Source organism: Antarctobacter jejuensis (assembly GCF_052266595.1).
GTDB classification, from domain to species: domain Bacteria; phylum Pseudomonadota; class Alphaproteobacteria; order Rhodobacterales; family Rhodobacteraceae; genus Antarctobacter; species Antarctobacter jejuensis.
This window is the reverse complement of sequence record NZ_JBQQXJ010000016.1, coordinates 1-23,491: the sequence shown is the minus strand read 5'-3', so window position 1 is coordinate 23,491 and position 23,491 is coordinate 1. Positions and strand designations below refer to the sequence as shown.

The 23,491-nt window shown below is 62.6% G+C and carries 23 protein-coding genes and 1 tRNA gene; 17 read left to right on the top strand and 7 right to left on the bottom strand.

Annotated elements, in window-relative coordinates:
- Positions 1-42: 42 nt before the first annotated feature.
- The 4 genes from ACTXGA_RS19355 (at position 43) to ACTXGA_RS19340 (ending at position 4,848) form a co-directional block, all read left to right on the top strand.
- Positions 43-1,473, top strand: coding sequence for a hypothetical protein (locus tag ACTXGA_RS19355; RefSeq protein WP_443396257.1), 1,431 nt, complete (start codon positions 43-45; stop codon positions 1,471-1,473).
- A gap of 174 nt (positions 1,474-1,647) precedes the next feature.
- Positions 1,648-3,078, top strand: coding sequence for an SH3 domain-containing protein (locus ACTXGA_RS19350; protein ID WP_443396256.1), 1,431 nt, complete (start codon positions 1,648-1,650; stop codon positions 3,076-3,078).
- Between the two features lie 79 nt (positions 3,079-3,157).
- Complete coding sequence (locus tag ACTXGA_RS19345) at positions 3,158-3,808, top strand: M15 family metallopeptidase (RefSeq protein ID WP_443396255.1); 651 nt, start codon at positions 3,158-3,160, stop codon at positions 3,806-3,808.
- Positions 3,809-4,011: 203 nt separating this feature from the next.
- Entirely contained in the window at positions 4,012-4,848 is an 837-nt protein-coding gene (locus tag ACTXGA_RS19340; protein ID WP_443396254.1) for a hypothetical protein, read from the top strand.
- A gap of 90 nt (positions 4,849-4,938) precedes the next feature.
- Here ACTXGA_RS19340 and idi read toward each other — a convergent pair whose 3' ends face one another.
- The gene (idi, locus tag ACTXGA_RS19335; protein ID WP_443396253.1) at positions 4,939-5,469 is read right to left on the bottom strand and encodes an isopentenyl-diphosphate Delta-isomerase; all 531 of its coding nucleotides are present in this window, start codon (positions 5,467-5,469) and stop codon (positions 4,939-4,941) included.
- Positions 5,470-5,676: 207 nt separating this feature from the next.
- Between idi and ACTXGA_RS19330 the strand changes: the two genes are divergently transcribed.
- A complete protein-coding gene (locus ACTXGA_RS19330; RefSeq protein WP_443396252.1) occupies positions 5,677-5,898 on the top strand; it encodes a hypothetical protein in 222 nt (73 codons plus the stop codon).
- On the top strand, positions 5,888-7,102 hold the full coding sequence (gene hemA / locus ACTXGA_RS19325) for a 5-aminolevulinate synthase (protein WP_443396251.1): 1,215 nt from the start codon (positions 5,888-5,890) through the stop codon (positions 7,100-7,102). Before ACTXGA_RS19330 ends, hemA begins: the two co-directional genes overlap by 11 nt.
- Positions 7,103-7,171: 69 nt before the next feature.
- On the opposite strand, the gene ACTXGA_RS19320 is transcribed toward hemA, so the two are convergent.
- Positions 7,172-8,350, bottom strand: coding sequence for an acetyl-CoA C-acyltransferase family protein (locus ACTXGA_RS19320; RefSeq protein WP_443396250.1), 1,179 nt, complete (start codon positions 8,348-8,350; stop codon positions 7,172-7,174).
- Positions 8,351-8,485: 135 nt separating this feature from the next.
- Between ACTXGA_RS19320 and ACTXGA_RS19315 the strand changes: the two genes are divergently transcribed.
- Positions 8,486-8,794, top strand: a complete 309-nt coding sequence (locus ACTXGA_RS19315; RefSeq protein WP_443396249.1) for an EthD family reductase — start codon at positions 8,486-8,488, stop codon at positions 8,792-8,794.
- Between the two features lie 24 nt (positions 8,795-8,818).
- Here the strand turns inward: ACTXGA_RS19315 and ACTXGA_RS19310 are convergent, their stop codons facing one another.
- Entirely contained in the window at positions 8,819-10,171 is a 1,353-nt protein-coding gene (locus ACTXGA_RS19310) for a mechanosensitive ion channel family protein (protein ID WP_443396248.1), read from the bottom strand.
- Between the two features lie 153 nt (positions 10,172-10,324).
- Between ACTXGA_RS19310 and ACTXGA_RS19305 the strand changes: the two genes are divergently transcribed.
- Positions 10,325-11,290, top strand: a complete 966-nt coding sequence (locus ACTXGA_RS19305) for a PLP-dependent cysteine synthase family protein (RefSeq protein WP_443396247.1) — start codon at positions 10,325-10,327, stop codon at positions 11,288-11,290.
- 138 nt (positions 11,291-11,428) lie between these two features.
- Here ACTXGA_RS19305 and ACTXGA_RS19300 read toward each other — a convergent pair whose 3' ends face one another.
- A complete protein-coding gene (locus ACTXGA_RS19300) occupies positions 11,429-11,551 on the bottom strand; it encodes a hypothetical protein (protein WP_443396246.1) in 123 nt (40 codons plus the stop codon).
- A 382-nt stretch (positions 11,552-11,933) separates the two neighbouring features.
- On the opposite strand from ACTXGA_RS19300, the gene leuC reads away from it, so the two are divergent.
- Entirely contained in the window at positions 11,934-13,340 is a 1,407-nt protein-coding gene (gene leuC, locus ACTXGA_RS19295) for a 3-isopropylmalate dehydratase large subunit (protein WP_443396245.1), read from the top strand.
- Between the two features lie 53 nt (positions 13,341-13,393).
- On the opposite strand, the gene ACTXGA_RS19290 is transcribed toward leuC, so the two are convergent.
- Positions 13,394-14,008: an isopropylmalate isomerase gene (locus ACTXGA_RS19290; protein WP_443396244.1), complete on the bottom strand. Its 615-nt coding sequence runs from the start codon at positions 14,006-14,008 to the stop codon at positions 13,394-13,396.
- A gap of 83 nt (positions 14,009-14,091) precedes the next feature.
- Here ACTXGA_RS19290 and leuD point away from each other — a divergent pair, with 83 nt between their 5' ends.
- The 3 genes from leuD (at position 14,092) to ACTXGA_RS19275 (ending at position 16,846) form a co-directional block, all read left to right on the top strand.
- Positions 14,092-14,697 carry a 3-isopropylmalate dehydratase small subunit gene (leuD, locus tag ACTXGA_RS19285; RefSeq protein ID WP_443396243.1) on the top strand — a complete coding sequence of 202 codons (606 nt, stop codon included), beginning with the start codon at positions 14,092-14,094 and terminating at the stop codon, positions 14,695-14,697.
- A gap of 398 nt (positions 14,698-15,095) precedes the next feature.
- The gene (locus ACTXGA_RS19280; protein ID WP_443396242.1) at positions 15,096-15,902 is read left to right on the top strand and encodes a hypothetical protein; all 807 of its coding nucleotides are present in this window, start codon (positions 15,096-15,098) and stop codon (positions 15,900-15,902) included.
- A gap of 26 nt (positions 15,903-15,928) precedes the next feature.
- On the top strand, positions 15,929-16,846 hold the full coding sequence (locus ACTXGA_RS19275) for an endonuclease/exonuclease/phosphatase family protein (RefSeq protein ID WP_443396335.1): 918 nt from the start codon (positions 15,929-15,931) through the stop codon (positions 16,844-16,846).
- Here the strand turns inward: ACTXGA_RS19275 and ACTXGA_RS19270 are convergent.
- The gene (locus tag ACTXGA_RS19270; protein WP_443396241.1) at positions 16,782-17,705 is read right to left on the bottom strand and encodes a Rossmann-fold NAD(P)-binding domain-containing protein; all 924 of its coding nucleotides are present in this window, start codon (positions 17,703-17,705) and stop codon (positions 16,782-16,784) included. The genes ACTXGA_RS19275 and ACTXGA_RS19270 overlap by 65 nt on opposite strands.
- Positions 17,706-17,799: 94 nt before the next feature.
- Here ACTXGA_RS19270 and ACTXGA_RS19265 point away from each other — a divergent pair, with 94 nt between their 5' ends.
- The 5 genes from ACTXGA_RS19265 (at position 17,800) to ACTXGA_RS19245 (ending at position 21,538) form a co-directional block, all read left to right on the top strand.
- Positions 17,800-18,696, top strand: a complete 897-nt coding sequence (locus tag ACTXGA_RS19265; protein ID WP_443396240.1) for a LysR family transcriptional regulator — start codon at positions 17,800-17,802, stop codon at positions 18,694-18,696.
- Between the two features lie 78 nt (positions 18,697-18,774).
- A complete protein-coding gene (gene leuB / locus ACTXGA_RS19260) occupies positions 18,775-19,878 on the top strand; it encodes a 3-isopropylmalate dehydrogenase (protein ID WP_443396239.1) in 1,104 nt (367 codons plus the stop codon).
- 166 nt (positions 19,879-20,044) lie between these two features.
- On the top strand, positions 20,045-20,326 hold the full coding sequence (locus ACTXGA_RS19255) for a hypothetical protein (RefSeq protein WP_443396238.1): 282 nt from the start codon (positions 20,045-20,047) through the stop codon (positions 20,324-20,326).
- A 116-nt stretch (positions 20,327-20,442) separates the two neighbouring features.
- On the top strand, positions 20,443-21,417 hold the full coding sequence (locus ACTXGA_RS19250; RefSeq protein ID WP_443396237.1) for a DMT family transporter: 975 nt from the start codon (positions 20,443-20,445) through the stop codon (positions 21,415-21,417).
- 44 nt (positions 21,418-21,461) lie between these two features.
- A tRNA-Pro gene (locus tag ACTXGA_RS19245) sits at positions 21,462-21,538 on the top strand.
- Between the two features lie 552 nt (positions 21,539-22,090).
- Here the strand turns inward: ACTXGA_RS19245 and ACTXGA_RS19240 are convergent.
- Positions 22,091-22,540 carry a site-specific integrase gene (locus ACTXGA_RS19240; protein ID WP_443396236.1) on the bottom strand — a complete coding sequence of 150 codons (450 nt, stop codon included), beginning with the start codon at positions 22,538-22,540 and terminating at the stop codon, positions 22,091-22,093.
- Positions 22,541-23,491: the final 951 nt, after the last annotated feature.

The following is a 23,491-nucleotide window of genomic DNA, read 5'->3' as shown; positions in this document are numbered from 1 at the left end:
GTGCTACGATTCGCCCAAGGATCGTGCAGACAGGGGACAGGCTTGGTGAAGGTGCTCAAACGGCTGACGTGGGTCGCGTGTCTGACTGTAACGGCGGGCATGGCGCAGGCCGCCACCATCGGCGCGTCGGACGGGCAGGGCATGGGGTGCCTGATCCGCATCGACGGGCCCATTTCCGCCGGGGACGCGGACAGCCTTGCCGCTCTGCTGGCCGAAGTGCCGGAACCGACGCCGGAAACGCCATCGCGTGTCGGTCGGCGGGTCTGTCTCAACAGCACAGGCGGCGATCTGGCGGAATCCGTGCACATGGGCGACATGATCGCCGCGCGCTTCATGGGCACCGCCGTTCCTGACGCGGCCACCTGCGAAAGCGCCTGCGCGCTGATGTTTCTGGCCGGTCGATACGCGCCCTCCGGTGCGGACGCAGGCTTTGTCCCTGACCGCATCCTGCATCCACGCGGGCGTCTTGGCTTTCACGCGCCGCCGCTGCTGGTCGAGGACCGCAGCTATCAAAAGGATGAGGTCAACCGCGCCTATTCCTCGGCCCTGTCCAGCATGGGGGAAATCCTGCGCCTGCGGTCGAAAAACGGCGCGGGCATCCCGGATTCGCTGTTCCTGACCATCCTCAACACACCCGTCAACGACATGACCTATGTCGAGACCGTGGAACAGGCCGCGCGCTGGCAGATAGAGGTGGCACCCGTCTCGCTCACCGCCGCCGATATCGAGGAATCGATGCGCTTTGCCTGCCTCAATGCCGATGGCGGGATGCTGGATGAACTGCCCTCCGACAGCTATCTCTACGGATCGGCAAACCTGCCGTTCAACTACGGAAATCTGGGCGACAGCTCGGCACAGGTCTCGACGAAAGAGGGGTTCCGCGACCGCTCCACATCGGGCTGCCGGATCGACCTCGACGCGCGCGGAGAGCCGCTGGACCGGATCGGCTATCTGACCATCACCGGCGTCAACACGCCCGAAGACACCGGGCGAGAGGTCTACGCCTACATGTTCCACGACCCGCGTCTGGGCATCGACCATCTGCCCGTCGCCTCGACCGCTGCCGAAACCGGCGAAGACGCCTTTTTTCAGGCCATCCGTGCGGCGGCCCGCAGTGAACTCTCCTCGGTCGATTTTCTGTCCTGCTGGCTGACCAGCCCCGAGGCGCGCATCGTCAACGTCAACGAATACGTCAACCTGCGCGCAGGCCCGGGGTTCGAGGCCGAAGTGCTGCGACAGGTGCCGCTGGGCGAACGTGTGCGGGTCATCGCCACGCAGGACCTGCGCGCCCCCGAAGGCGGCGACCGGGCGCAAAGCTGCCTCAAGGCCTGCAACGATCTGGCACTCGGCTCTGACGACGCCGACCTGCGCGCGCGCGTGGATCGCTGCATCTCGGACAACGTCTTCTGGTACGAAATTCGCGACGGGGCGAACACCGCCGGCTTCATCAGCCGCAAGTACCTGGGAGAGTGATCCGGGGCCTCCGTTTGGTGGCCAGATCCTAAGGAATGGTAAAAACGGCCCTGTAACCCATTGATCTGGCATTCCCCCTAACCTGTCCACGCGTGGACACCCTTTTCGATGGAGCTTTGTCCATTGCCCCGCCCGTGCTAGCCTCACGCCAGCTTTTTCAGCACGGGACGCGATATGACCTTTCTTTTTCGAACCGCCTTTGCGGCGCTTTTCCTTGCCCTTTTCCTCGCGCCCCAGATCGCCGGGGCCGCCAATATCACCCGCGCCGTGGACGAAACCATGGGCTGCCGCATCTCCGTCCAGGGCCCCATCCGCCAAGGCGACGCCGAGACCCTCCGCGCCGTCCTCGAAGAGATCGGCTACACCAATGAATACACCCCCGTCGGCCGCCGCATCTGCCTGAACTCCCCGGGCGGTTTCCTTCTCGAAGGCATCGCCATGGCCAACCTGATCGCCGAATGGCGCGTCGGCACCGCCATCCCCGCCGGGGCCACCTGCGAAAGCGCCTGCGCCGTGCTCTTCATGGCGGGCCGCTATGGCAACCCCGAAGCCGGCGGCGCCTTTTCCCCCGACCGCGTCCTGCACCCCCTGGGCCAGCTCGGCTTTCACGCGCCCTCGCTGCAACTGGGTGAACGGGCCTATACCCGCGACGAGGTCGACAAGGCCTATGCCATCGCGCTGGACAGCATGGCCGAAATCCTGCGCCACCGCGCCGAGGCCGGAACCTCGATCCCCGACTCCCTCTTCCTTGACCTCTTGGGCACGCCGCCGTTCCAGATGACCTATGTGGACACGGTCGGCAAAGCGGCGCGCTGGGAAGTGGCCATCGCGCCGGTTGCCTTTCCGTCCGGAAACGCGCGCGACGCGCTGACAAACGCCTGCTGGCACGTCGATTCCGGGCTGCAGGACTACGGGCTGGACTACGGGGGCGGGCCGCTGGAGTTCACCTTCGAAGAGATCACCGCAGACTCTCTCTACGCCCTCAGCACCCGCGAATTCCGCTACGAAGGCTCCGCCCGCTGCGAATTGCGTCTCTATGGCAAGACCGGCTTCGGGGACGGCGAGCCCACCAATTACATCGGCGCGGCCTTTTATACCGGGGGGGCGACGGATCAGGACATCAGCGGCAGCGTCTTTCCCTACATGCTCTACCCCAAGGAAACGCCCATCAACAGCCTGCCGGTCTGGCGCAAGGGCGATACTGCGCATGCGGATGGCTTTTTCCGCGCGGTCCGCAACCCCGCCGCGGGGGGCGGTGCGGTGACGGCATTCAATTCCTGCCGCCTGTCCCGAACCTCGGCGCAGGTCGTGAACGTCAACAATTTCGTCAACCTGCGGTCCGCCCCCGGTCTGCGCGCCCCCATCGTCGGCCAGCTGCAACGGGCCGCAACCGTGCAGGTGCCCGATCCCGGCAATCTGCTGCCCCTGCGCGGCAACAACGATGCCGCCTTCTGCGAACGGATGTGCAACGGGCTGGAGCAGAGCCCCGGCGATCCCAATTTCGTCGATTCCGCCAAGTCCTGCATCGCCGCGAACATGCTGTGGTATCAGGTGGTCGGTCAGGACGGGACCACGGGATATGTCAGCCGTCATTTCCTAGAGTGACGTCAGGATTGCCTGACTTGCAGCGCTGGCCGCGTCAGGGTTTCCTGCAATGACCCGACCCAATCCGGAGCGATCGACAATGTGGAAACGGATACTCGCGGGCGCGCTCTGCGCCGCTATTGCTGCCAGCGCCTCTCATGCCGCGGGCAAACGAGGAACCGAAGGGCCGATCCCGGACGGCATCTGGACCAAGATGCAGGGGGTCAGCTGGCACGCCAACCTGCCGTGCCCCAAGCGTGAAGACCTGCGGTTGTTGCGCGTGCCCTTCATCGATTTCAACGGCAAGACGCGGACCGGGCAATTGATCGTCGACAGAAAGGTGGCGGGAGAGATGCTGGACATCTTTGCCGACATCCACGCCGCCGGGTTTCCGATCCAGAGCATGAAGCTGGTGCATCAGTTCCGCGGCGATGACGGGTTTTCGATGGCTGCCAACAACACCAGCGCTTTCAACTGCCGCGTGGTGGCCGGAAGCAGCCGCCTGTCGCAGCACGCGCTGGGCCGCGCCATCGACATCAATCCGGTGCAGAACCCCTATGTGAACGGCGGGCGCACCTCGCCTTCGGCGGGGGTGGATTTCGATGAGCGGAAAGAACGCAAACCGCAGGTCAAAGGTGTCATCACCGCGGGCGACGCGGTTGTGACCGCCTTCAAGAAACGTGGCTGGGGCTGGGGCGGGGATTGGTCCTCGCTGAAGGATTATCAGCACTTTTCGCAGAACGGGAACTGAGGCCGCCTGCTCCGTATTGCCTGCCCTGTCGCACAGGCCAGTCCGGGCGCGTTTTCCGATAGCCGGTCTCGCAGGCTGTCAGGGCCATGATTGGTCATTGCCTGACAGGGCGCGGGGTTGGCCAAGTTGCCCCCCGAGACACGGTGTTTCGTCTCAAGCTTTTTCAACCGGGCGCAAAGCCCGTCGACCAAAGGATAGAGAAAATGACATTTCCTGCTTTCAAGCGTTTCACTGCCGCAGCTTTTGCCGGGATCCTGGCCCTGACGGCTTCGACCGCCGCCGAGGCTCAGCAATGGGTGTCGCGCCACGGCATGTCCTCGGCGCAATACCAGCAGTGGTTCGATAGCTACAACGCGCAGGGCTACCGCCTTGTGGATGTGGATGCCTACAGCGTTTCGGGCACGGGCTATTACGCGGCCATCTGGCAGAAGAAAGGCGGCAAGGCCTGGGTGGCCCGGCACGGGCTGAAAGCGCCTGCCTATCAGCAGGCATTCGATACCCTGACGTCAAAGGGCTATGCGCCGCAATTCATCGACGCGATGAGCTGGAACTCTGGTCTATTTGCCGGGTTCTGGGACAAATCCGGCGGCGCCTGGGTGGCGCGGCATGGCATGACCTCGCAGGGCTACCAGGCCGAGTTCAACAAATGGACGGCGCAGGGTTACCGCATCACCGATGTATCCGGCTATGCGGTCAACGGTCAGGCGCGCTATGCGGCGATCTGGAAAAAGCAGGGGGGCGGGGCATGGGCCGCGCATCATGGCATGACCAGCGCCGGATACCAGCAGACCTTCGACAGCTACAAGGCCAAGGGGTATCGCCCGGTGCATGTGGATGGATACACGGTGAACGGCACACCCTATTTCGCTGCGATCTGGGAAAAGACAGGTGGAGGCGCATGGGTGGCGCGGCACAACATGTCCTCCTCTCAGTATCAGGCCGAGTTCAGCAAATGGGCCGGGCAGGGCTATCGGCTGATCGACATTTCCGGCTACGAGGCCGGTGGCAAAGCCCGTTACGCGGCGATCTGGACCAAGTGACAGGGGTTTCGCCGCGCGGTGCGCGGCGACCCGCCGGGGGCTTTGCCCCCGGACCCCCAAGGTATTTGAAAACCCAAAGAAGGGGGTGTTTCAGCCCTCTGACGAGTCGGCAAAGACGATACCGGCGTGATCTGCGAGGTAGATCCGCAGCCAAGGCGTGAAGCGGTCCGGATCAGCGATGACCTCGGCCTCCAGCTGGGCGCGGGGGATCCAGCGCGTGTCCATGACCTCATCCGGGTTGGGGGCCAGGGGCATGTCGGGCTCCGCCTTGGCGCGGAAAATCTCCACCACCTCATGTTCGATCATGCCGCCGCCGACGTCTGCCCGATATTCCACCTGCCCCATGTGGCGCGGTGTCAGGCCGGTGATCCCCAGTTCCTGTTCAAGCCGCCGCAGGGCGCAGGCCTCTGCCGGTTCGTCCCAGTCGGGATGGGTGCAGCAGGTGTTCGCCCAGAGCCCCGGCGTGTGGTATTTTCCAAGGGCGCGCCGCTGGATCAGGATTTCGTCGCCGCGCGTGACAAAGACCGACACGGCCTTGTGACGCAGACCGCGCAGATGCGCGTCCAGTTTTTCCACCGGCTGCAGGGTGCCGTCCACCCATGCGGGGATCATCGTGGTCATCGGTACATCTTTGCCGTCAGGTTTGGCGCAGGGTCTTAAAGACCGCAGACCGGTAAGGCCAGCATGTTTCGACGGGGATCAGCGCAGCGGTGGAAAACCCGACTGTGTCCCGCCAGGGCGGGCCGGTAAGCTTGGGGCCAGTAGTATTCAGATTATTGACCGGGCGGGTGTGTTGCCGTCCGGATATTCGTCAAGGGATCAGGATCATTGATTGCAGTTCGCAGGACATTCATTATTGCACGCTTCCTGCCGGTACCGCGCTTTCTGACCGCCGGGCTGATCTGCCTGCTGGCCGCGCTGACGCTGGTCCTGTCCCTTCCCGAATTTGCCCTGAACGGCCAGCGCCTGATGCTGCCGCCGCCCAACATCAACGCGCTGCGCTGGATCCTGCCCGCGCCCGCGACCCCGGAGGATCTCCATGGATTTTGACGCCATGTTCACCGCGCAACTCGATACGCTCCGGAACGAGGGCAATTATCGCATCTTCGCCGAGCTGGAACGCGACTGTTCGGATTTTCCGCGCGCGCGCAGCCATGACCGGGAGGCGCCGGAGCGGGTCACCGTCTGGTGTTCCAACGACTACCTTGGCATGGGGCAGAACGCAGAGGTGTGCGCCCGGATGAAAGAGGTCGTGGACAGCTGTGGCACCGGCGCGGGGGGCACGCGCAACATTTCCGGCAATGCCCGCCATCACGTGGAGCTGGAGGCGGAACTGGCCGATCTGCATGGCAAGGAAGCGGCGCTGCTTTTCACCTCTGGCTATGTGTCGAACTGGGCGGCGCTGTCGACGCTGGGCGCGCGTTTGCCGGACTGCGTGATCCTGTCCGATGAGAAGAACCACGCCAGCATGATCGAAGGCATCCGCCATTCGCACGCAAAAAAGGTGATCTGGCGTCACAACGACCCCGAGGACCTGGACCGCAGGTTGGCGGCGCTGCCGGCCAATGCGCCCAAGATCGTTGCCTTTGAATCGGTCTATTCGATGGACGGCGACATCTGCCCGATGGAAGAGATCGTCGAGGTGGCCGAAAAGCACGGGGCTATGACCTATCTGGATGAGGTTCACGCCGTCGGCCTTTACGGCGCGCGCGGGGGTGGCATTTCCGAGGAACGTGGTCTGGCGCATCGGATTACCCTGATAGAGGGCACGCTGGGTAAGGCCTATGGTTGCATGGGCGGCTATGTCACCGGCTCTGCCGCGCTTTGCGATTTCATCCGCAGCTTTGCGTCAGGGTTCATTTTCACCACCGCATTGCCGCCTGCCGTGGCGGCCGCAGCACAATGTTCTGTTGCGCATCTCAAATTGTCGGATGTGGAGCGACAGCAGCAGCGGCGACAGGTCGCCCGGCTGCGCGCGGAACTGGACAAGCGGGGTATTCCGCATCTGGACAACGCCAGCCACATCGTGCCGGTGATGATCAAGGACCCGGTAAAATGCCGGATGTTGGCCGATATCTTGATGCGTGACTACGGGATCTACGTCCAGCCGATCAATTATCCGACCGTGCCCAAGGGCACGGAGCGGCTGCGGTTTACCCCGGGGCCGCTGCATACGGACGCTGATATTGACCAATTGGTCACGGCGCTGACCGTGCTCTGGAAGCAATGCGCGTTGGCGCATGAAGTGGCCTAAGGATGGGAATGCGGGGGGTGAACCCCGCCTATAGTGGCCCCGGCCCGACAGGACCGGGGTCTTGATGTCTCAGACCCGCTTGATGGCCAGTGCGATGCCCTGACCGCCACCGATGCACATGGTGATCAGCGCCTTGGACCCGCCGATGCGCTCCAGTTCATAAAGCGCCTTGACCACGAGGATCGCGCCGGTGGCGCCCACCGGGTGGCCCAGTGCGATTGCGCCGCCGTTCGGGTTCACCTTTGCGGGGTCCAGCCCCAGCCCCTTGTTCACCGCAAGGGCCTGCGCGGCGAAGGCCTCGTTCGATTCGATCACGTCGAAATCATCCACAGACAGGCCAGTGCGCTTCAGCAGGTTCTCTACCGCCGGGACCGGCCCGATGCCCATGACCTCGGGGCGGACACCGGCGTGGGCGTAGCCCAGCACGCGGGCGCGCGGTTTCAACCCAGCCTTGTCCGCCGCCTCGCCACGGGCCAGCACAACCGCCGCCGCGCCGTCGTTGATGCCAGAGGCGTTGCCTGCCGTCACCGAGCCGTCCTTCTGGAACACGGTGCGCAGACCGGCCAGCGCCTCTGCCGTTGTGGCCTTGGGGTGCTCATCGATGGCGAATTCCACCATGTCGCGCTTGACCCGGATCTGAACCGGCGTGATCTGCTCGGCAAAACGGCCCTCTGTGATGGCCGCAGCGGCGCGGTTCTGGCTTTCCAGCGCAAAGGCGTCCTGCGCCTCGCGGCTGATGTCATGCTCTGCGGCGACGTTTTCCGCCGTGACACCCATGTGGCCGGTGCCAAAGGGGCAGTTCAACGCGCCCAGCATCATGTCCAGCGTCTTGATATCGCCCATCTTGGCGCCCCAGCGCTGATCGGTGATCGCGAAGGGCGAGCGTGACATGGCCTCGGCCCCGCCGGCCAGCGCGAAATCCGCATCGCCCAGCATCAGAGATTGCACCGCGGACACCACCGCCTGCGCACCGGAACCACAGAGCCGGTTGACGTTCATCGCCGGGGTGCTGTCCGGAATGCCCGCCTGCATCGCCGCGACGCGGCTGAGGTACATGTCGCGCGGTTCGGTGTTGATGACATGGCCAAAGACCACATGGCCGATCTGGCCGCCCTCGACCCCGCCACGTTCCAGCGCGGCCTTGCTGGCTGCAGTGGCAAGGTCGATCGGTGGAGTGCCCGCAAGGCTGCCGCCGAAGGTGCCGATGGCGGTCCGGGCGCCGCTCAGGATGACGATATCTTGGTTCATGGTCCCCTCCTATGATCGCTGGCGACTATGCACATGCAGCATGATTTTGTCAGCAGCAAACCGGGGTTTGCAAATTGAGACGTAACGGCGCGGGCTTTGTGGTAAAAGCGATCTGCGACAGGAGAGGAGAGTTTCATGCCCGTCACGGTTCAGGTGATCTATCCGGCCACCGAAGGCACTCATTTCGACCACGACTATTACGCGGCGACCCATATGCCGATGGTGGCCAGCGCCTGGGGCGCGCATATTTCCAGCCAGCTTGTGACCAGGGGGCTGGCCGGTGGGCCGGACACGCCGCCGGGATATCACGCCATCGCAAGTTTTGTCTTTGCCGACAAGGCGGCGATGGGGGCGGCGATGGAAAAGGCCGGTCCGCTGTTGGAAGACATACCAAATTTCACCGACACGCAGCCGCAGATGCTGATCGGCGAGCCGGTCGGCTGAGACTAGGACCGCGCCGCCGGAATGTCAGTCGATACCCGACAGGGGGGCCTGCGCCGCTTGATCCGCGTCCTTTAAAACCCGCACCTCGCGTTGCGGGAAGGGGATGGAAATGCCGTGCTCCTGGAACGCATCCCAGAGCGCAAGGAAGACGTTGCCGCGGATATTGGTCAGGCCGCCGGTTGGGTCGGTGATCCAGAAGCGCAGGATGTAATCCACCGATGAATCGCCGAATCCGGTGATGTGGCAAACCGGCGGCTTGTGGCTGAGCACCCGGGTGACGCCCTTTGCCGCCGCGATGGCGATGCGGCGCACCTCATGCGGGTCGTCGTGGTACGAGGTGCCGAAATGGATATCCAGCCGCACAAAGTCGTTGGAGTGAGACCAGTTCACCACCTGTCCGGTGATCAGATCCTCATTCGGGATCAGGAATTCCATGCCGTTCCGCGTGACCACGCTGACATAGCGCGCGCCCAGCGACTCGATCCAGCCAAAGGTGTCGCCAAGGCTGATCACGTCTCCCGGCTTGATCGATTTGTCGAGCAGGATGATGATGCCTGAAACGAGGTTCGACACCACCTTTTGCAGACCAAACCCAAGGCCCACGCCAATGGCGCCGGACAGCACCGCAAGCCCGGTCAGGTCCACGCCCACCGATTTCAGCGCGATGAAAAAGGCAGAGCCGAACAGCACCATCTGCAGCACTTTGACCGCCAGAACCTGCATCGAGGGGCTGATGTCGGTGTTGCGTTGGATCGACGCGGCAGAGGCGCCCGCCGTCAGGCGCGCCAGCGCCAGAAGCGTCGCCATGACCACCACGGCCTTTATGATCAGCCACAGGGACAGGCGAGTATCGCCCATCGTGATCGCAATGGATTCCAGCGAGATTTGCGTCTCGTCGGTCCAGCCGAGGATCGACAGCGTGGCCCATGTCCACGCGCCGTAGCGCACCACGACCCCGATGGCCCGGTTGGCGATCAGGCGGGTCGCAAAGGCGATGAACAGCCATGCGGTAGACAGGTTCGCCACCACTCGCAACAGCAGGCTGCGGTGGGCCCATGTCATTTCCTGCATGACAAGGTAGGCAACCCAGATCATCGCCACGAAAAAGATCATCCGCAATCGGCGTTGCACGATCAGCCCGATCCGAAGACGCCACTTGGGCCAGTTTTCCCGGCTGCGCAGCCATTCGGAATAGCGGGGCTGAATCAGGGCCCGCAGGCCCCAGGCCAGAACGAACAGGCCTGCGATGATGCCGATCTGGTACAGGGTCCACGGTCGCATCGCCCGCCGCCAAAGGATCTGTCCCTCGGCCACCAAAAACTCCCAGATGCCAATGAGCGCTTCGGGGTCAAGCGGTAGCGGGTCCTGTGGCTCCATGGCAGCTTCCGTCCTCTCGGGGCATCCGTGACGATGAAGTCTATTGTATTGCGGGCACCGAACAAGCCCCTGTTATCGCGCCCTTGTCGCCGGACTGGGCGGCGGGTCAGGTCTGCGGTTGACAGCACGCGGGCGTGGCCGCAGCCTCGCGCCATGATCCTGAGTTCCGCCATAGATGCCATCGGCGATACGCCCCTTGTCGATCTGTCCCGCGCGACCGCCGCGCTGGGGCTGGAGGGGCGTATCCTTGCCAAGCTGGATTTCCTGCTGCCCGGGTTTTCGAAAAAGGACCGGGCAGCACGCGCCATCATCGAAGCGGCTCGCACAGATGGCAGCCTGTCAGAGGGACAGCCGGTAGTAGAGCTGACCTCGGGCAACATGGGGACGGGGCTTGCGATTGTCTGCGGTCTTCTGGGGCATCCGTTCATCGCGGTCATGAGCCGGGGCAACTCGGTCGAGAGGGCGCGCATGATGGCGGCGCTGGGGGCAGAGGTGGTGCTGATCGATCAGGCGCCCGGCAGCTTGCCCGGGCAGGTGTCGGGTGCTGACCTGGCGCTGGTCGAAGAGGCGGCGCAGCGGCTGACCACGGAACGCGGCGCCTTTCGCGCCGATCAGTTCGGCCATCCCGGCAATCCGTCAGCGCATGAAACCGGCACCGGGCCAGAGTTCTGGCAGCAGTCCGGCGGCAGGATCGAGGTCTTTGCGGATTTTGTCGGGTCCGGTGGCACATTGGCGGGAACGGCGCGATACCTCGCACCCAAAGGGGTGCGGTGCTACGGCGTGGAACCCAAAGGGGCCGAGGCTCTGGCCGGGGGGCGCACCGATCAACCGGACCATCCGATACAGGGCGGCGGCTATTCCATGCGTGACCTGACGCATCTGGAGGATACCCCCCTTTGCGGCATGATCGCCGTCAGTGGAGAGGAGGCCCGAAATCACGCCCGTCTTCTGGCCAGGACAGAGGGGCTGTTCGCGGGTTATTCCTCGGGCGCGAATCTTGCTGCTGCGGCGCAGCTTCTGTCGGGGGCAGAGCGGGGACGCACCGTGGGAATCGTTCTGTGCGACAGCGGGCTGAAATACCTGTCGACCGACCTTTGGCCAGACACGCCGCAACCGTGAAATGGGAAACGGCCCGTATGCGGTGACGCACAACGGGCCGTTTCTGAACACCAGAGAGAGAACCTGCCAAGATTAGGCACCATGAACACCCTCATCTTGCGACAGCATCCCTGAACATTCGGTTAACGACGGATGGGATTATTGCACAAGAGAGGTGATCGGTGTGATGCCACTGGCCTCGGCCTCTTCGTGCACGCTCAGTGCCGCCGCGACCAGCACGACGATCAGTACGAGATTGACGATATTCAAGCCGCTGCGCATTTCATTCCTCAAGATAGACAAAACCGATACGCGCGGTATCGGACACTGGATCACAAAAGTTCGGAGAGTCCCACGACGGACGCCGCGGATCACGGGCAAATACGGATCCCAAGCCATACGGGCAAGGGGGGCGCGGCAGTTTGTCCACAGGGATGGGCGGGGGTTCGCGCTGCAAGCGTTCTCTTGCCCCGGCGCTGCCGAATCTGTATCAGCACTGATCATGAAACCTCATGTCGACCGGACTGACCGCGCCCGCCTGCGCGAACGTTTCTACGGCGCCACGCACACCGTGCTGGCCCGGCTACAGGCGCGCGCCTGAACCCTTGCGCGCCTGCGCGCCCCTTATTGACAGCCAATTCAGCCAATCAACGGGAGAGGACCCATGTCCCCCAAGACGCTCTATGACAAGATCTGGGATGCCCACGTCGTCCATGAGGACGAAGACGGCACCTGCCTTCTGTATATCGACCGCCACCTCGTTCACGAGGTGACCAGCCCGCAGGCCTTCGAAGGTCTGCGCTTGGCCGGGCGCAGTGTGCGCGCGCCGGACAAGACCATCGCTGTGCCGGATCACAACGTACCCACAACGCTGGGCCGCGAAAACCCGGACCAGATGCCCGAGGACAGCCGCATTCAGGTGGCCGCTCTGGACAAGAACGCCAAGGACTTCGGCATTCACTATTACCCGGTGACCGACGTCCGTCAGGGCATCGTCCACATCGTTGGCCCCGAGCAGGGCTGGACACTTCCGGGCATGACCGTGGTCTGCGGTGACAGCCACACCGCGACGCATGGCGCATTCGGGGCGCTGGCCCACGGGATCGGCACGTCAGAGGTGGAGCACGTTCTGGCCACCCAGACGCTGATCCAGAAGAAGTCCAAGAACATGAAGGTCGAGATCACCGGCAAGCTGCGCCCCGGTGTGACCGCCAAGGACATCACCCTTGCCGTCATCGGCGCGACCGGCACCGCCGGCGGCACCGGCTATGTCATCGAGTACTGCGGCGAAGCGATCCGCGATCTGTCGATGGAAGGCCGCATGACCGTCTGCAACATGGCGATCGAAGGCGGCGCGCGCGCCGGGCTGATTGCGCCCGACGAAAAGACCTTTGAATACGTCAAGGGCCGCCCGCACGCACCGAAGGGTGCGCAGTTCGAGGCCGCCCTGAACTGGTGGAAGACGCTGTTCACCGACGAATGCGCGCATTTCGACAAGGTCGTGACGCTCAAGGGCGAAGAGATCGAACCGGTCGTGACATGGGGCACCTCGCCCGAGGACGTTCTGCCGATTTCGGCCGTGGTCCCGGCGCCGGAAAGCTTCAAGGGTGGCAAGGTCGATGCGGCGCGCCGTTCGCTTGAATACATGGGTCTGACACCCGGTCAGAAACTGACCGACATCGAGATCGACACAGTGTTCATCGGCTCCTGCACCAACGGCCGGATCGAAGACCTGCGCGCCGCCGCAGAGATCGTCAAAGGCAAGAAGATCAAGGACGGGATGCGCGCCATGGTCGTGCCCGGCTCTGGTCTTGTCCGCGCCCAGGCCGAGGAAGAAGGGCTGGCCGACATCTTCAAGGAGGCCGGTTTCGAGTGGCGCATGGCGGGCTGTTCCATGTGCCTTGCCATGAACCCCGACCAGCTGGCCGAGGGAGAGCGTTGTGCCTCGACCTCGAACCGGAACTTCGAGGGTCGTCAGGGTTACAAGGGGCGTACGCACCTTGTGTCGCCCGGAATGGCTGCTGCCGCCGCGCTCACCGGTCATCTGACCGACGTGCGTGACCTGATGTGATGTTCTGCGCTACGGGCCGACGACCGTCAGTGAAACCGGCGAATTGGGGTTCCCTATTCGCCGAGCTGGGCTTTGGCCCGGTCGGTGCGGTGTCTGCGGCCTTTTGCGCCAATAACTGCCGCGGTGGCGTTGAGAATGATCAGGATGATCCCCGACAGTTCGAGGATCCAGTTCATTCTGGCGCCGCCCAACCTCAGGTTGATGATCTGATCGACGTGGTGCATGCCCACGGCCCGCACCGCGACGAAGACGATCAGCACGCCAAAGCCCAGCAAGGCAATCCCGACGCGGTGCAGGGCAGGGGCAAGGCGGATGGCGGCCAGCAGGAATGTGCTCAGGCCGATCAATACAAGGCCCGCAATGAAGGCCATCTGAACTGTGCGCCGATTTTCGTACCAGCCCTGCATCTGTGCGATGCAGCGCCCGGTTGCGGTCAGGGCGGATTGCAGGTCCAGCTGCTTGTTCACGCAGAGGAAGGCGAGGATCAGCGACATCACCAGCCAGAACCGCCTGTCGGTTCGACGCAGGATCGCGGCCCAGAGGCACAGACCGCTGGCGGTGCCATAGGCCACGACCGTCGCCCAGCCCATCACGGAAGGGTCGCCGATCTGCGGCGACCAGCGCAGCCCCACGCAGGCCATCACTTCTGCAAGGTTGATCGTTTCCAAACCGGCGTCTCGCGCGTCAGCAACACATATCCCGTGCGCCGGATGGCCACCCGGCGCACCACAGAAGTATCAGGAAAGTGACAATGGAAAAGTTCGAAAAACTTACCGGGATCGCGGCGCCCATGCCGTTGGTCAACATCGACACCGACATGATCATCCCCAAGGTCTTTCTGAAGACCATCAAGCGGTCCGGCCTTGGCGTGAATCTGTTTGACGAGATGCGCTATGACCGGCAGGGCAACGAGATCCCCGATTTCGTGCTGAACAAGCCGCAGTACCGCGAGGCGGAGATTCTTGTCGCGGGTGACAACTTTGGCTGCGGCTCGTCGCGCGAACACGCGCCCTGGGCATTGAAGGATTTCGGCATCAAGTCGGTCATTTCGACCAGCTTTGCCGACATCTTCTACAACAACTGCTTCAAGAACGGCATCCTGCCCATTGTCCTGCCGCAAGAGGCGGTCGACGTGCTGATGAAGGACGCCGAAAAGGGATCGAACGCGCGGATGATCGTCGATCTGGAAACCCAGACCGTCACCACCTCGGACGGCGAAGCCTTCTCCTTCGAGGTCGATCCGTTCAAGAAGCACTGCCTGCTCGAGGGGCTCGACGACATCGGCCTCAGCATGGAGAAAGCGCCGGCGATCGACGCGTTCGAGACGCAGGCCGCGCAGGCGCGCCCCTGGGTCTGATCGCGGCAGCCGACCGTAAAACCTGCCCTTCCCCTGTCCGCTGGGGGAGGGTTTAGCGCGACTCAGTAACTGCAGATTCGCCTTTTGCGTTAAAGATGGGTTAGCAAAGCCTCTTTAACGATTGTGGGCAAAAACCTTTCTTTCACAAGATATTGCGAGTCACACTTAAGGCGCCATTTTCTTGCCCGGGAAATGATGCATTCCCGCACCAGTGCCATCCCGAAAACGCCTCGAATCCGCTCCAGCTTTGTCACGATGGTTGAGGCCAAGTCGGAAAAGAGGCAAAACTTGGGCAAGATTGAGGCAACCCGTCACAAAGTGCGGGATCGGGATGGAACAAGGGCGCGGCATCGTATCGCGGTCGTCCGGAACGAAAGGGCAGAACTGTGATACCGAGAATGGTGGCCGCGACTGCGCGGGCCTTCCTTGTGGCGTTTTTGGTGGCAACACCGGCATTGCTGCTGCCACACATGCGGATCGAGACCACGCAGGTCATCGCATTGCTGGCGCTGGTCGCTGCGACTCTTACCTTTGTCGAATATGTCTCTGACTCTCCCTCGCTGATCGAATTCCGCGCCGCGCCGCCGTTCAACAGGACGCGGTTCTTCTCTCTGACCTTGACGGTGTTCCTGCTGACCCTTGTCTGTCGGGGGCAGAGCGTCCCGACACCGCTGACAGAGGCGCTGACACGTTTCGGTATGGGGATCGGCAGCGCGACGGACTTCCCCTTTTCTCCGGTTCGCCTGATGCTTTTGGCCACCGATACCGTGCCGGAACCGCTGGCCCGTGCCCTGGCGGGCATCGCCTACCTGATCTCCTTGGTCACGCTCCTGTTCTTCGTTGTTCTCGTGCGTCTTCTTGACTGGCCGATCCGCCGCGGGGCGTTCAATTTCTGGATCAACCTGCCGCTCTTCGACCCCACCGCCGGAGGCGATATCCTGCGCCGTCTGAAGCGGGACAGCCATGTTAACGTGGCCTTAGGATTCCTCCTGCCATTCTTGATCCCGGCGGCGCTGAAGGTCGCTTCGGTCTATGGCACACCCCTGTCGCTGACCGATCCGCAGACCCTGATCTGGATGATGAGCGCATGGGCCTTTTTACCGGTAAGCCTGATCATGCGGGGCGTGGCCCTGATGAGAATTGCCGATCTGATCCAAGAAAAACGGCGCCGCGCCTACGCGCAGGCCGATATGCAGACAGCCTGATCCTTCTGTGCAGCTACCTGTTGCTGGTGGCTGCGGCCGTCGCCGAACCCGTGCGGGTGGCGACCTGGCATGGAGATTTCAGCCGCAAGGGACCGGGTTTGATGCTGGTGGAGTTTGGCAAGGCCCCGCCTGACCTGACGCCCATCATCGACACCTCTCCCGATATCCTGTTGCTGACCGATTTCGATTTCGATGCCGGACTGGCCGCATTGGCGGCGCTGCGTGACGGTCTGTCCGAAAAGGGCGCAGATTATCCGCATCTTTATGCCGCGCGACCCAATACCGGCATGGCGACGGGTCTTGATCTGGACAAGGACGGCAGGCGCGGCGGCCCAAGGGATGCGCAGGGCTTTGGCTGGTTCCCGGGGCAGGGCGGCTTGGCGCTGTTGTCACGCTATCCGGTAACGCCGCTGGTGGATCACTCGGGGCTTCTGTGGCAGGACGTGCCGGACAGCGCCATGGCCCCCGACGATCCGGGGATGGACCTGCAGCAATTGTCCAGTTCCGCGCACTGGGCTGTCCGGGTGGACGCCCCGGGTGGGCCCCTGACCCTGCTGACACTGGCCGCGACACCGCCTGTCTTTGACGGGCCGGAGGATCGCAATGGCCGCCGAAACAGGGATGAGGTGCTGCTCTGGACGCATGTTCTGGACGGCAGGCTGGGTGATCCGGTGCAGGCGCCTGTCGTGCTGATCGGCAATCTCAATCTGGACCCGGAGCGCGGCGATGGTCTGCGCGATGCCGCGCAATCCGTTCTGGCGCATCCCCGGTTGCAGGATCCCCTTCCCAAGGTTCCAACCGTCAGCTGGGACAGCACCGGGCCGATGCGGGTCAGCTATGTCTTGCCCGATGCCCTGCTGCAGGTAAGCCGGGCCGGGGTCACGCCGCCCGCGCCCGACCTTGGGCCGCACGGTCTGGTCTGGGTTGACCTGTCCCTGCCTTGAGCACCGGGGCAATCGCCGCAGCCAGCGCCTGATCGGCAGGTGTTGCCGCGAATTCAGGCAGGGCCGCGCGGAAACTCTCCCCTGTCAGGAAATGCGGCTTGGTCCAGAGATACCGCATCTCCAGCAACCGGCGCGCCATGCCCCAGAACGGACGGGCGACCTGCAGCGGCAACCAGGACATCCGTTTTACCGTCACATCACGGCCAAGGGCCTGCCCGCACAGAGACGCTAATTCGCGCCCCGTCAGAGTGTAGCCCGGAAAGGCGATATCGGAATACCGGGGCAGGCTGTCGCGCCGCTCGGCCAGGGCCACCACGGCCCGCGCCATATCCGGCAGAAAGGCCCAGGCGTGCGGCACGTCGGGATCGCCGGGATAGGTCAGCACGCCCCGTTTCAGAGAGGGCGCCATTTGCAGATCGAACCAGTTGCCCGAGGCTTCGGTATCCAGAAAATCACCGGCCCGCAGCAGGATCACCTTTACACCGGAATCGCGATAGGCCTGCTCCATCTCGATCCGGACCCGCCCCAGCGGGTTTTGCGCCGCGTGCGGAACGCCGGGGCCAAACGCCTCGGGTGCATCCTTGCCAAAGACGTAGACGTTGCCCGGCAGAACCACCGTGGCGCCCGATACCTCCGCCGCCTCGATCACCTGCCGGGTCAATCCGGGCACCTGCGTGGCCCAATCGGTATAGGCGGGGTTCCAGCCGTTCACGATCACATCCGCCCCGGATGCGGCCTGCGCCAGATCGTCCGTAGCCCGGTCAAACAGTCGAACACGCCAGCCCGCGTTCCAGAACGCCTCTGCCGCGTTGCGGCCAAATCGCCCGCTGGCGCCAAGGATCAAGACCGTTCCCGTCATAACCAAGTCCTCCAACTCTGTGCTGAACACACAATGCGCCATTCAGAAGATTCGAGAAATTGCCAAGAATCGTTGGCCGTGTATTCATCTGTGAATGGATAAGAGCTTTTCCAAAGTCGATTGGGCGCTGGTGCAGACCTTTCTTGCCGTGGCTGACAGAGGATCGCTGTCACAGGCCGCGCGCCAGCTGAACATCTCGCAGCCCACCGCCGGGCGGCAGATCCGGCAAATCGAAAGCGCGCTGGATCTGGACCTGTTTCACCGCCAGCCGCGCGGGTTGTCCCTGACAGAGGCGGGGCAGGCGCTACTACCCCACGCACGGCAGATGGCCGAGGCCATGCATGGCTTCAACCTTGCCGCGGCGGGCCGGTCCGAGAAACTGTCCGGTCCCGTCCGCATCACGGCCAGCGTCTTTACCGCTCAGCACCACTTGCCGCCGATCATTGCCCGGTTGCGGGAGGAAGAACCGGAGATCAGCATCGACCTCGTGCCGACGGACCGCTCCGAGAACCTGTTGTACCGTGAGGCGGATATCGCCGTGCGGATGTACCGCAGCGAACAGCTGGACATCGTCACCCGGCATCTGGGGGAGCTGGACCTGGGCCTGTTTGCGGCCAAGAGCTATATCGAAAGACGCGGCAAGCCGGAGAGTTTCGCCGAATTCTTCGACCATGATCTTGTCGGTTACGATCGCTCGGACCTGATCCTGCGCGGCATGCGCGACATGGGGGTCGAGGCGCGGCGTGATTGGTTTGTCACCCGCACGGATCACCAGACCGTCTACTGGGAACTCATCCGCGCGGGCTGTGGCATCGGCTTTGCGCAATTGAGCGTGGGCGAGGCGGAACCCTTGGTCGAGCGCATCCTGCCGGACATGCCCTTGCCAAGTTTGCCGCTGTGGCTGGCCGCGCATGAGGCGGTGCGGCATACGCCACGCATCCGCCGGGTCTGGGAGGCGCTGGCCGAGGGGCTGAAACCCTATGTTCGGTGACGCAGCGACGGCGGCTGATATTGACCCTTGCGCACCCGCGCGATAGGCCCCTTTCGTCACGCATAGGAGAGCCTGCCCATGACCAACCCTTCGCTTCTCATCCTGCCCGGAGACGGCATCGGCCCCGAGGTCATGGCCGAGGTCCGCAAGGTCATCGATTGGTACGGCGCAAAGCGCGACATGACCTTCGACGTTTCCGAGGATCTGGTTGGCGGCGCGGCCTATGATGCGCACGGCACACCGCTGCACGATGACACGATGGCCAAGGCGCAAGAGGTCGATGCGGTTCTGCTGGGCGCCGTGGGCGGCCCGAAATACGATGTGCTGGATTTCTCGGTTAAGCCGGAGCGCGGACTGCTGCGTCTGCGCAAGGAAATGGACCTGTTCGCCAACCTGCGCCCCGCGCAGTGTTTCGACGCGCTGGCGGATTTCTCTTCGCTGAAAAAGGACGTGGTTGCCGGACTGGACATCATGATCGTGCGCGAACTGACCTCCGGCATCTACTTCGGTGAGCCGCGCGGCATCATCGAAGAGGGCAATGAGCGCGTCGGCATCAACACCCAGCGCTACACCGAGTCGGAGATTGACCGGGTGGCCCGCAGCGCCTTTGAACTGGCGATGAAGCGCGGCAAGAAGCTGTGTTCGATGGAAAAGGCCAACGTCATGGAATCCGGCGTGCTCTGGCGCGAAGTGGTGACCGAGGTGGCCAAGGATTACCCCGAAGTCGAGCTGAGCCACATGTATGCCGACGCAGGCGCCATGCAGCTGTGCCGCTGGCCCAAGCAGTTCGACGTGATCGTGACCGACAACCTGTTCGGTGACCTCTTGTCCGACGCGGCCGCCATGCTGACCGGCAGCCTCGGGATGCTGCCCTCCGCATCGCTGGGCGCACCGATGGCAAACGGCCGTCCCAAGGCGCTGTACGAGCCGGTACACGGGTCCGCGCCGGACATCGCCGGGCAGGGCAAGGCGAACCCCATCGCCTGCATCCTGTCGTTCGCGATGGCGCTGCGCTACAGCTTTGACCAGGGTGAAGAGGCGACGCGTCTGGAACAGGCGGTGGAAAAAGTCCTGGCCGACGGGTACCGCACCGCGGATCTGTTGGGCGAAGAAGGCGTTGACCCCGTGTCGACCGCCCAGATGGGCGATGCGATTGTCGCCGCGCTGGACGCCTCTCTGTAACGCTGGACAGGGGGCATTGGGTTGGACAGGTTGATCCTGTCCAACCAAAAAGGCTCCTGACATGCTGCGTCTCTTACCCTTCGTCTGCCTCCTCGCCGGCCCTGTCGCGGCGCAGGAGGTTGAAATCCTCCCCGGACATTCTGATTTTCGTCAGCCGGAGACCCGCGTGGTCGACCGTCCGATCAGCCTGTTCGATGACTGGATGTCCGGTTTTCCGGAAAGTGGCGAGGGGGCCCCCTCACTGGACTTTTCAGCCAGTTTCGAAGGTGACCGTCTGGTGATGGTGCTGACGCTTGCTGGCGGCGGCGACGATTCGGTCAGCGCCGTGCAGCGGCGGATAGAGTTCATTCAGGTCGAGGATTGGCGCTGGGCGGTGATGGCCTATGGGTTTCGCCAGAAATGTTACCGCAGCGGCTCTGATGACTGGACGCCGAAACCCTGCCCGTGATCTCTCAAAAATGATCGGAAATGCAAACTGGAGGCCCGTGGTGCTTTCGTTGCGCGCGGCAGGCGTGCTAGCGGGATAAAGAGGCTCCGCGCCGTTTCAGCCAATATGGTTCCGCGATGACATCCAACGCCCAAGGCGCCCTGTTGGCGCTGCTCGCCTTTGCCACGTTTTCCCTGCACGACGTCATCGTGAAATACCTGGGCAGTCATTACAGCCCGGTGCAGATCGTCTTTTTCTCCGGCCTGTTTGCCTTTCCACTGGTCTCTCTCATTCTGATCCGAGAGTCAGAGCCGGGCACGCTGCGCCCGGTGCATCCGTGGTGGACGCTGTTGCGGACCCTGGCGACCGTGGTCACTGGCTTCTCTGCCTTCTATGCGTTTTCCGTTCTGCCGCTGGCGCAGACCTATGCGATTCTCTTTGCCGCCCCTCTGCTGATCACCGTTCTGGCCATTCCCATTCTGGGCGAACAGGTGGGCCTGCGGCGCGGCCTTGCCGTAGCTGTCGGGCTGTGCGGCGTCATGGTGGTGCTGCGTCCGGGGGGAACGGAGTTGAGCCTTGGCCATCTGGCGGCGCTTGTCGCGGCCTTTGGCAGTTCGCTCGCCTCGATCATCGTGCGCAAGATCGGCAAGGAAGAGCGCAGCGTGGTCCTGCTGCTGTACCCGATTCTGGCAAACTTCGTGGTGATGGGGGCCATGCTGCCGTTTGTCTACGTTCCCATGCCGACCGTGGATCTGGGTGGTATGGCGCTGATGTCGGCGATGGCTTTCGCCGCCTCTGCGCTGATCATCATGGCCTATCGGGCCGGAGAGGCCGTGGTGGTGGCCCCGATGCAGTATTCGCAGATTGTCTGGGCGGCGTTCACCGGGGCGATCTTCTTTGACGAATACCCGGATGCATGGACCGCGGCAGGGGCCGCGATCATCATCGCCAGCGGCATCTACATCGTGCTGCGCGAGGGCGGCAAGTCCGGGACGATGCGTCCCGTCCTGCGCACGCGGTCAAGGTTCGAAACCGGTGCGATCCCGCGGATTCGCTTCTTTGGCAAGACCACCCGGACCAAGGGTGAAGATGCGAAAACGGCTGCAGATTGAGCCTTGCCAAAGCGTGACCGAAGGGCTATGCCGCCCCGCACGGTCGGAGTGTAGCTCAGCCTGGTAGAGCACTGTCTTCGGGAGGCAGGGGCCGGAGGTTCGAATCCTCTCACTCCGACCAATAAAACAAGGACCCTGAGGGGTCCTTTTCCATTTTGAGCAGGGCGGTTTTTGGGGCTCGTCCCAGAAATGGTCGAATCTGCGGGTGTTGATCGCATCCAAATTACCTGTGCGCCGGGTTGCAAAAACGCCGACGTGATGGTCCGGAGGCACTTGTTTCCAAGAGTAACGATCCGAAGGCGCGAGACTTGAGAGCGCGCGACGCAACCGCTTCTGCAGCGCGATGCGGTCGGCGAGAAAAGATCTGAAATTGGTATTTTCGCGTGTCAGAGTTGCTTCTCCAGGAAAACGCGTGACGATGTCATTCATGTAGCGTAGCCGTTAAGACCAATCTTCTCCTGTGTGCTACGTTCCGGAATGGCGGAGTCGCCATTGGTCACGAAAGTAAAGGAAGGGTGGTTGATGACGCTTCAAGCCGACTATGACGCATGAAGCGCGGTCAAGACTATGATCACAATTTGGGCGCTGGAGTCAGAAAGTAGCGACCGATCTCTGGGGCATGGGTTGCTCTGGGATGCTACCATTTAATCGCTCGGTTGAATGTCCGCGAGAACTAACTCAACCGTTGGTGTTTACCCAACTTGTTGGCCGCTTCTACTGCAGTTTTCATGTGATCAGGGTGGTGGTGCGCGTAAGTCTTTTCCAGGGTGTCAAGAGAGACGCCGAAATACCCTGAGATATGCCAGATGTTCGCTCCCCCTTGCATGGCCCAAGTGATTGCAGTGTGGCGGAGGGTGTGAGGTGTGACTTCCGGAAGCCCGGGGCGCTCACGTATGGCTTCCCAGTCGTTCTTGATGTTCGCAACTCCAGCGCCGTCGATTTCGACCAGCCAAGTCGCCCCATTCTCACGCCACCGCATCAGATGGCCGAGAAGCCGTGGCGGAAGTGAGATGGTCGGTGCCTGCTTTTTTGTATTCTGTTGGCCTTTGCCTTTTCGATGGAAGAGTCCGTTGACAAGATCTACGAAGCCGCCGAAAGCGCTTGAGAGGAAGCGGGACCGCAAGACGACCTCCTTTCGTGAACCCGTATAAAGGGCGACCAGTATAAATCGTGCCAAGTATTTTGTCCGCTTGTCTGATCGTGCAGAAACGATCAACGCAGCTACCTCGTTTCGAGTCAACCAACGGTCCTTTGGGGCCGGGGCCTGGGGAAGCCAAACAACTGGAACCGAAAGAATGACACCTGCACTCCGACAATAGTTCAGTGCGGATCTCATGCAGCCGAGCTCACGCCTGATCGTCCCATTCTGCACCGGCCGTGTTGGTTACTCCGAATTCCTTGGAAGGTAACCCCGTCTTCGCGCTGCAGTATACTCCTTGCAGGTGTCTGCGTTGATCTCGGCGACCGTCTGGCCCTCCCACCAAGCGCTCAGTGCGTCGATTGCATAGCCGATGCGTTCGGGAGACGATGTCTCGATGGCGTGCTTGTCGCCGTAATAAGCGAGAACGTCGGTCACGAGCAGATTATTGTCGGCACTCCGTGGCGGGGCGTCTTTGTCGATCAGGTACCGGCGGAGTGCTGCTTCAGCCGCTCCGCGGTCCGCCGTACGCGTTGAGTACTCGTCTTGACCATCTCGGATGACGTAGACGCCCTTGCGCGACCCCTTCGGTTTTCTCCAGTAAAGGCGGGCTCCTTTGCTTCGACGCGGCATAGTCTAATTAGCTCCTTCAACGAGTCTTCTTCGATGCGTTTAGTTTTTCTGAAGCGAACGATAAGCCCGTGTTCATCTGCGGCGGCTTCAAGATCGGTGCTAGGAATGCCGAGCATTTTTGCGGCGTCTTTTATTTTCAGAAGCGAGATCATTGAGAGCCTTGGTCCGGGTTTAGGTGTTGATTTCCGCTGAGAAGTGACCCGGTAGCCCCCCAGATTTTCACTGAGAACTGACCCATGTGAACACGTTGCCCCGACGGATTTGGTCGGGGAGATATGGAGTGATCGACATGGGATTTTTGAG

Coding starts and splice junctions, on each gene's coding strand:
- ACTXGA_RS19340 (WP_443396254.1), top strand. CDS start 4,012: ATGACATTTCCTGCTTTCAAGCGTTTCACTGCCGCAGCTTTTGCCGGG.
- leuB (WP_443396239.1), top strand. CDS start 18,775: ATGACCAACCCTTCGCTTCTCATCCTGCCCGGAGACGGCATCGGCCCC.
- ACTXGA_RS19270 (WP_443396241.1), bottom strand. CDS start 17,705: ATGACGGGAACGGTCTTGATCCTTGGCGCCAGCGGGCGATTTGGCCGC.
- ACTXGA_RS19315 (WP_443396249.1), top strand. CDS start 8,486: ATGCCCGTCACGGTTCAGGTGATCTATCCGGCCACCGAAGGCACTCAT.
- ACTXGA_RS19265 (WP_443396240.1), top strand. CDS start 17,800: ATGGATAAGAGCTTTTCCAAAGTCGATTGGGCGCTGGTGCAGACCTTT.
- leuC (WP_443396245.1), top strand. CDS start 11,934: ATGTCCCCCAAGACGCTCTATGACAAGATCTGGGATGCCCACGTCGTC.
- ACTXGA_RS19305 (WP_443396247.1), top strand. CDS start 10,325: ATGATCCTGAGTTCCGCCATAGATGCCATCGGCGATACGCCCCTTGTC.
- idi (WP_443396253.1), bottom strand. CDS start 5,469: ATGACCACGATGATCCCCGCATGGGTGGACGGCACCCTGCAGCCGGTG.
- hemA (WP_443396251.1), top strand. CDS start 5,888: ATGGATTTTGACGCCATGTTCACCGCGCAACTCGATACGCTCCGGAAC.
- ACTXGA_RS19280 (WP_443396242.1), top strand. CDS start 15,096: ATGGTGGCCGCGACTGCGCGGGCCTTCCTTGTGGCGTTTTTGGTGGCA.
- ACTXGA_RS19300 (WP_443396246.1), bottom strand. CDS start 11,551: ATGCGCAGCGGCTTGAATATCGTCAATCTCGTACTGATCGTCGTGCTG.
- ACTXGA_RS19345 (WP_443396255.1), top strand. CDS start 3,158: ATGTGGAAACGGATACTCGCGGGCGCGCTCTGCGCCGCTATTGCTGCC.
- ACTXGA_RS19250 (WP_443396237.1), top strand. CDS start 20,443: ATGACATCCAACGCCCAAGGCGCCCTGTTGGCGCTGCTCGCCTTTGCC.
- ACTXGA_RS19350 (WP_443396256.1), top strand. CDS start 1,648: ATGACCTTTCTTTTTCGAACCGCCTTTGCGGCGCTTTTCCTTGCCCTT.
- ACTXGA_RS19320 (WP_443396250.1), bottom strand. CDS start 8,350: ATGAACCAAGATATCGTCATCCTGAGCGGCGCCCGGACCGCCATCGGC.
- ACTXGA_RS19310 (WP_443396248.1), bottom strand. CDS start 10,171: ATGGAGCCACAGGACCCGCTACCGCTTGACCCCGAAGCGCTCATTGGC.
- leuD (WP_443396243.1), top strand. CDS start 14,092: ATGGAAAAGTTCGAAAAACTTACCGGGATCGCGGCGCCCATGCCGTTG.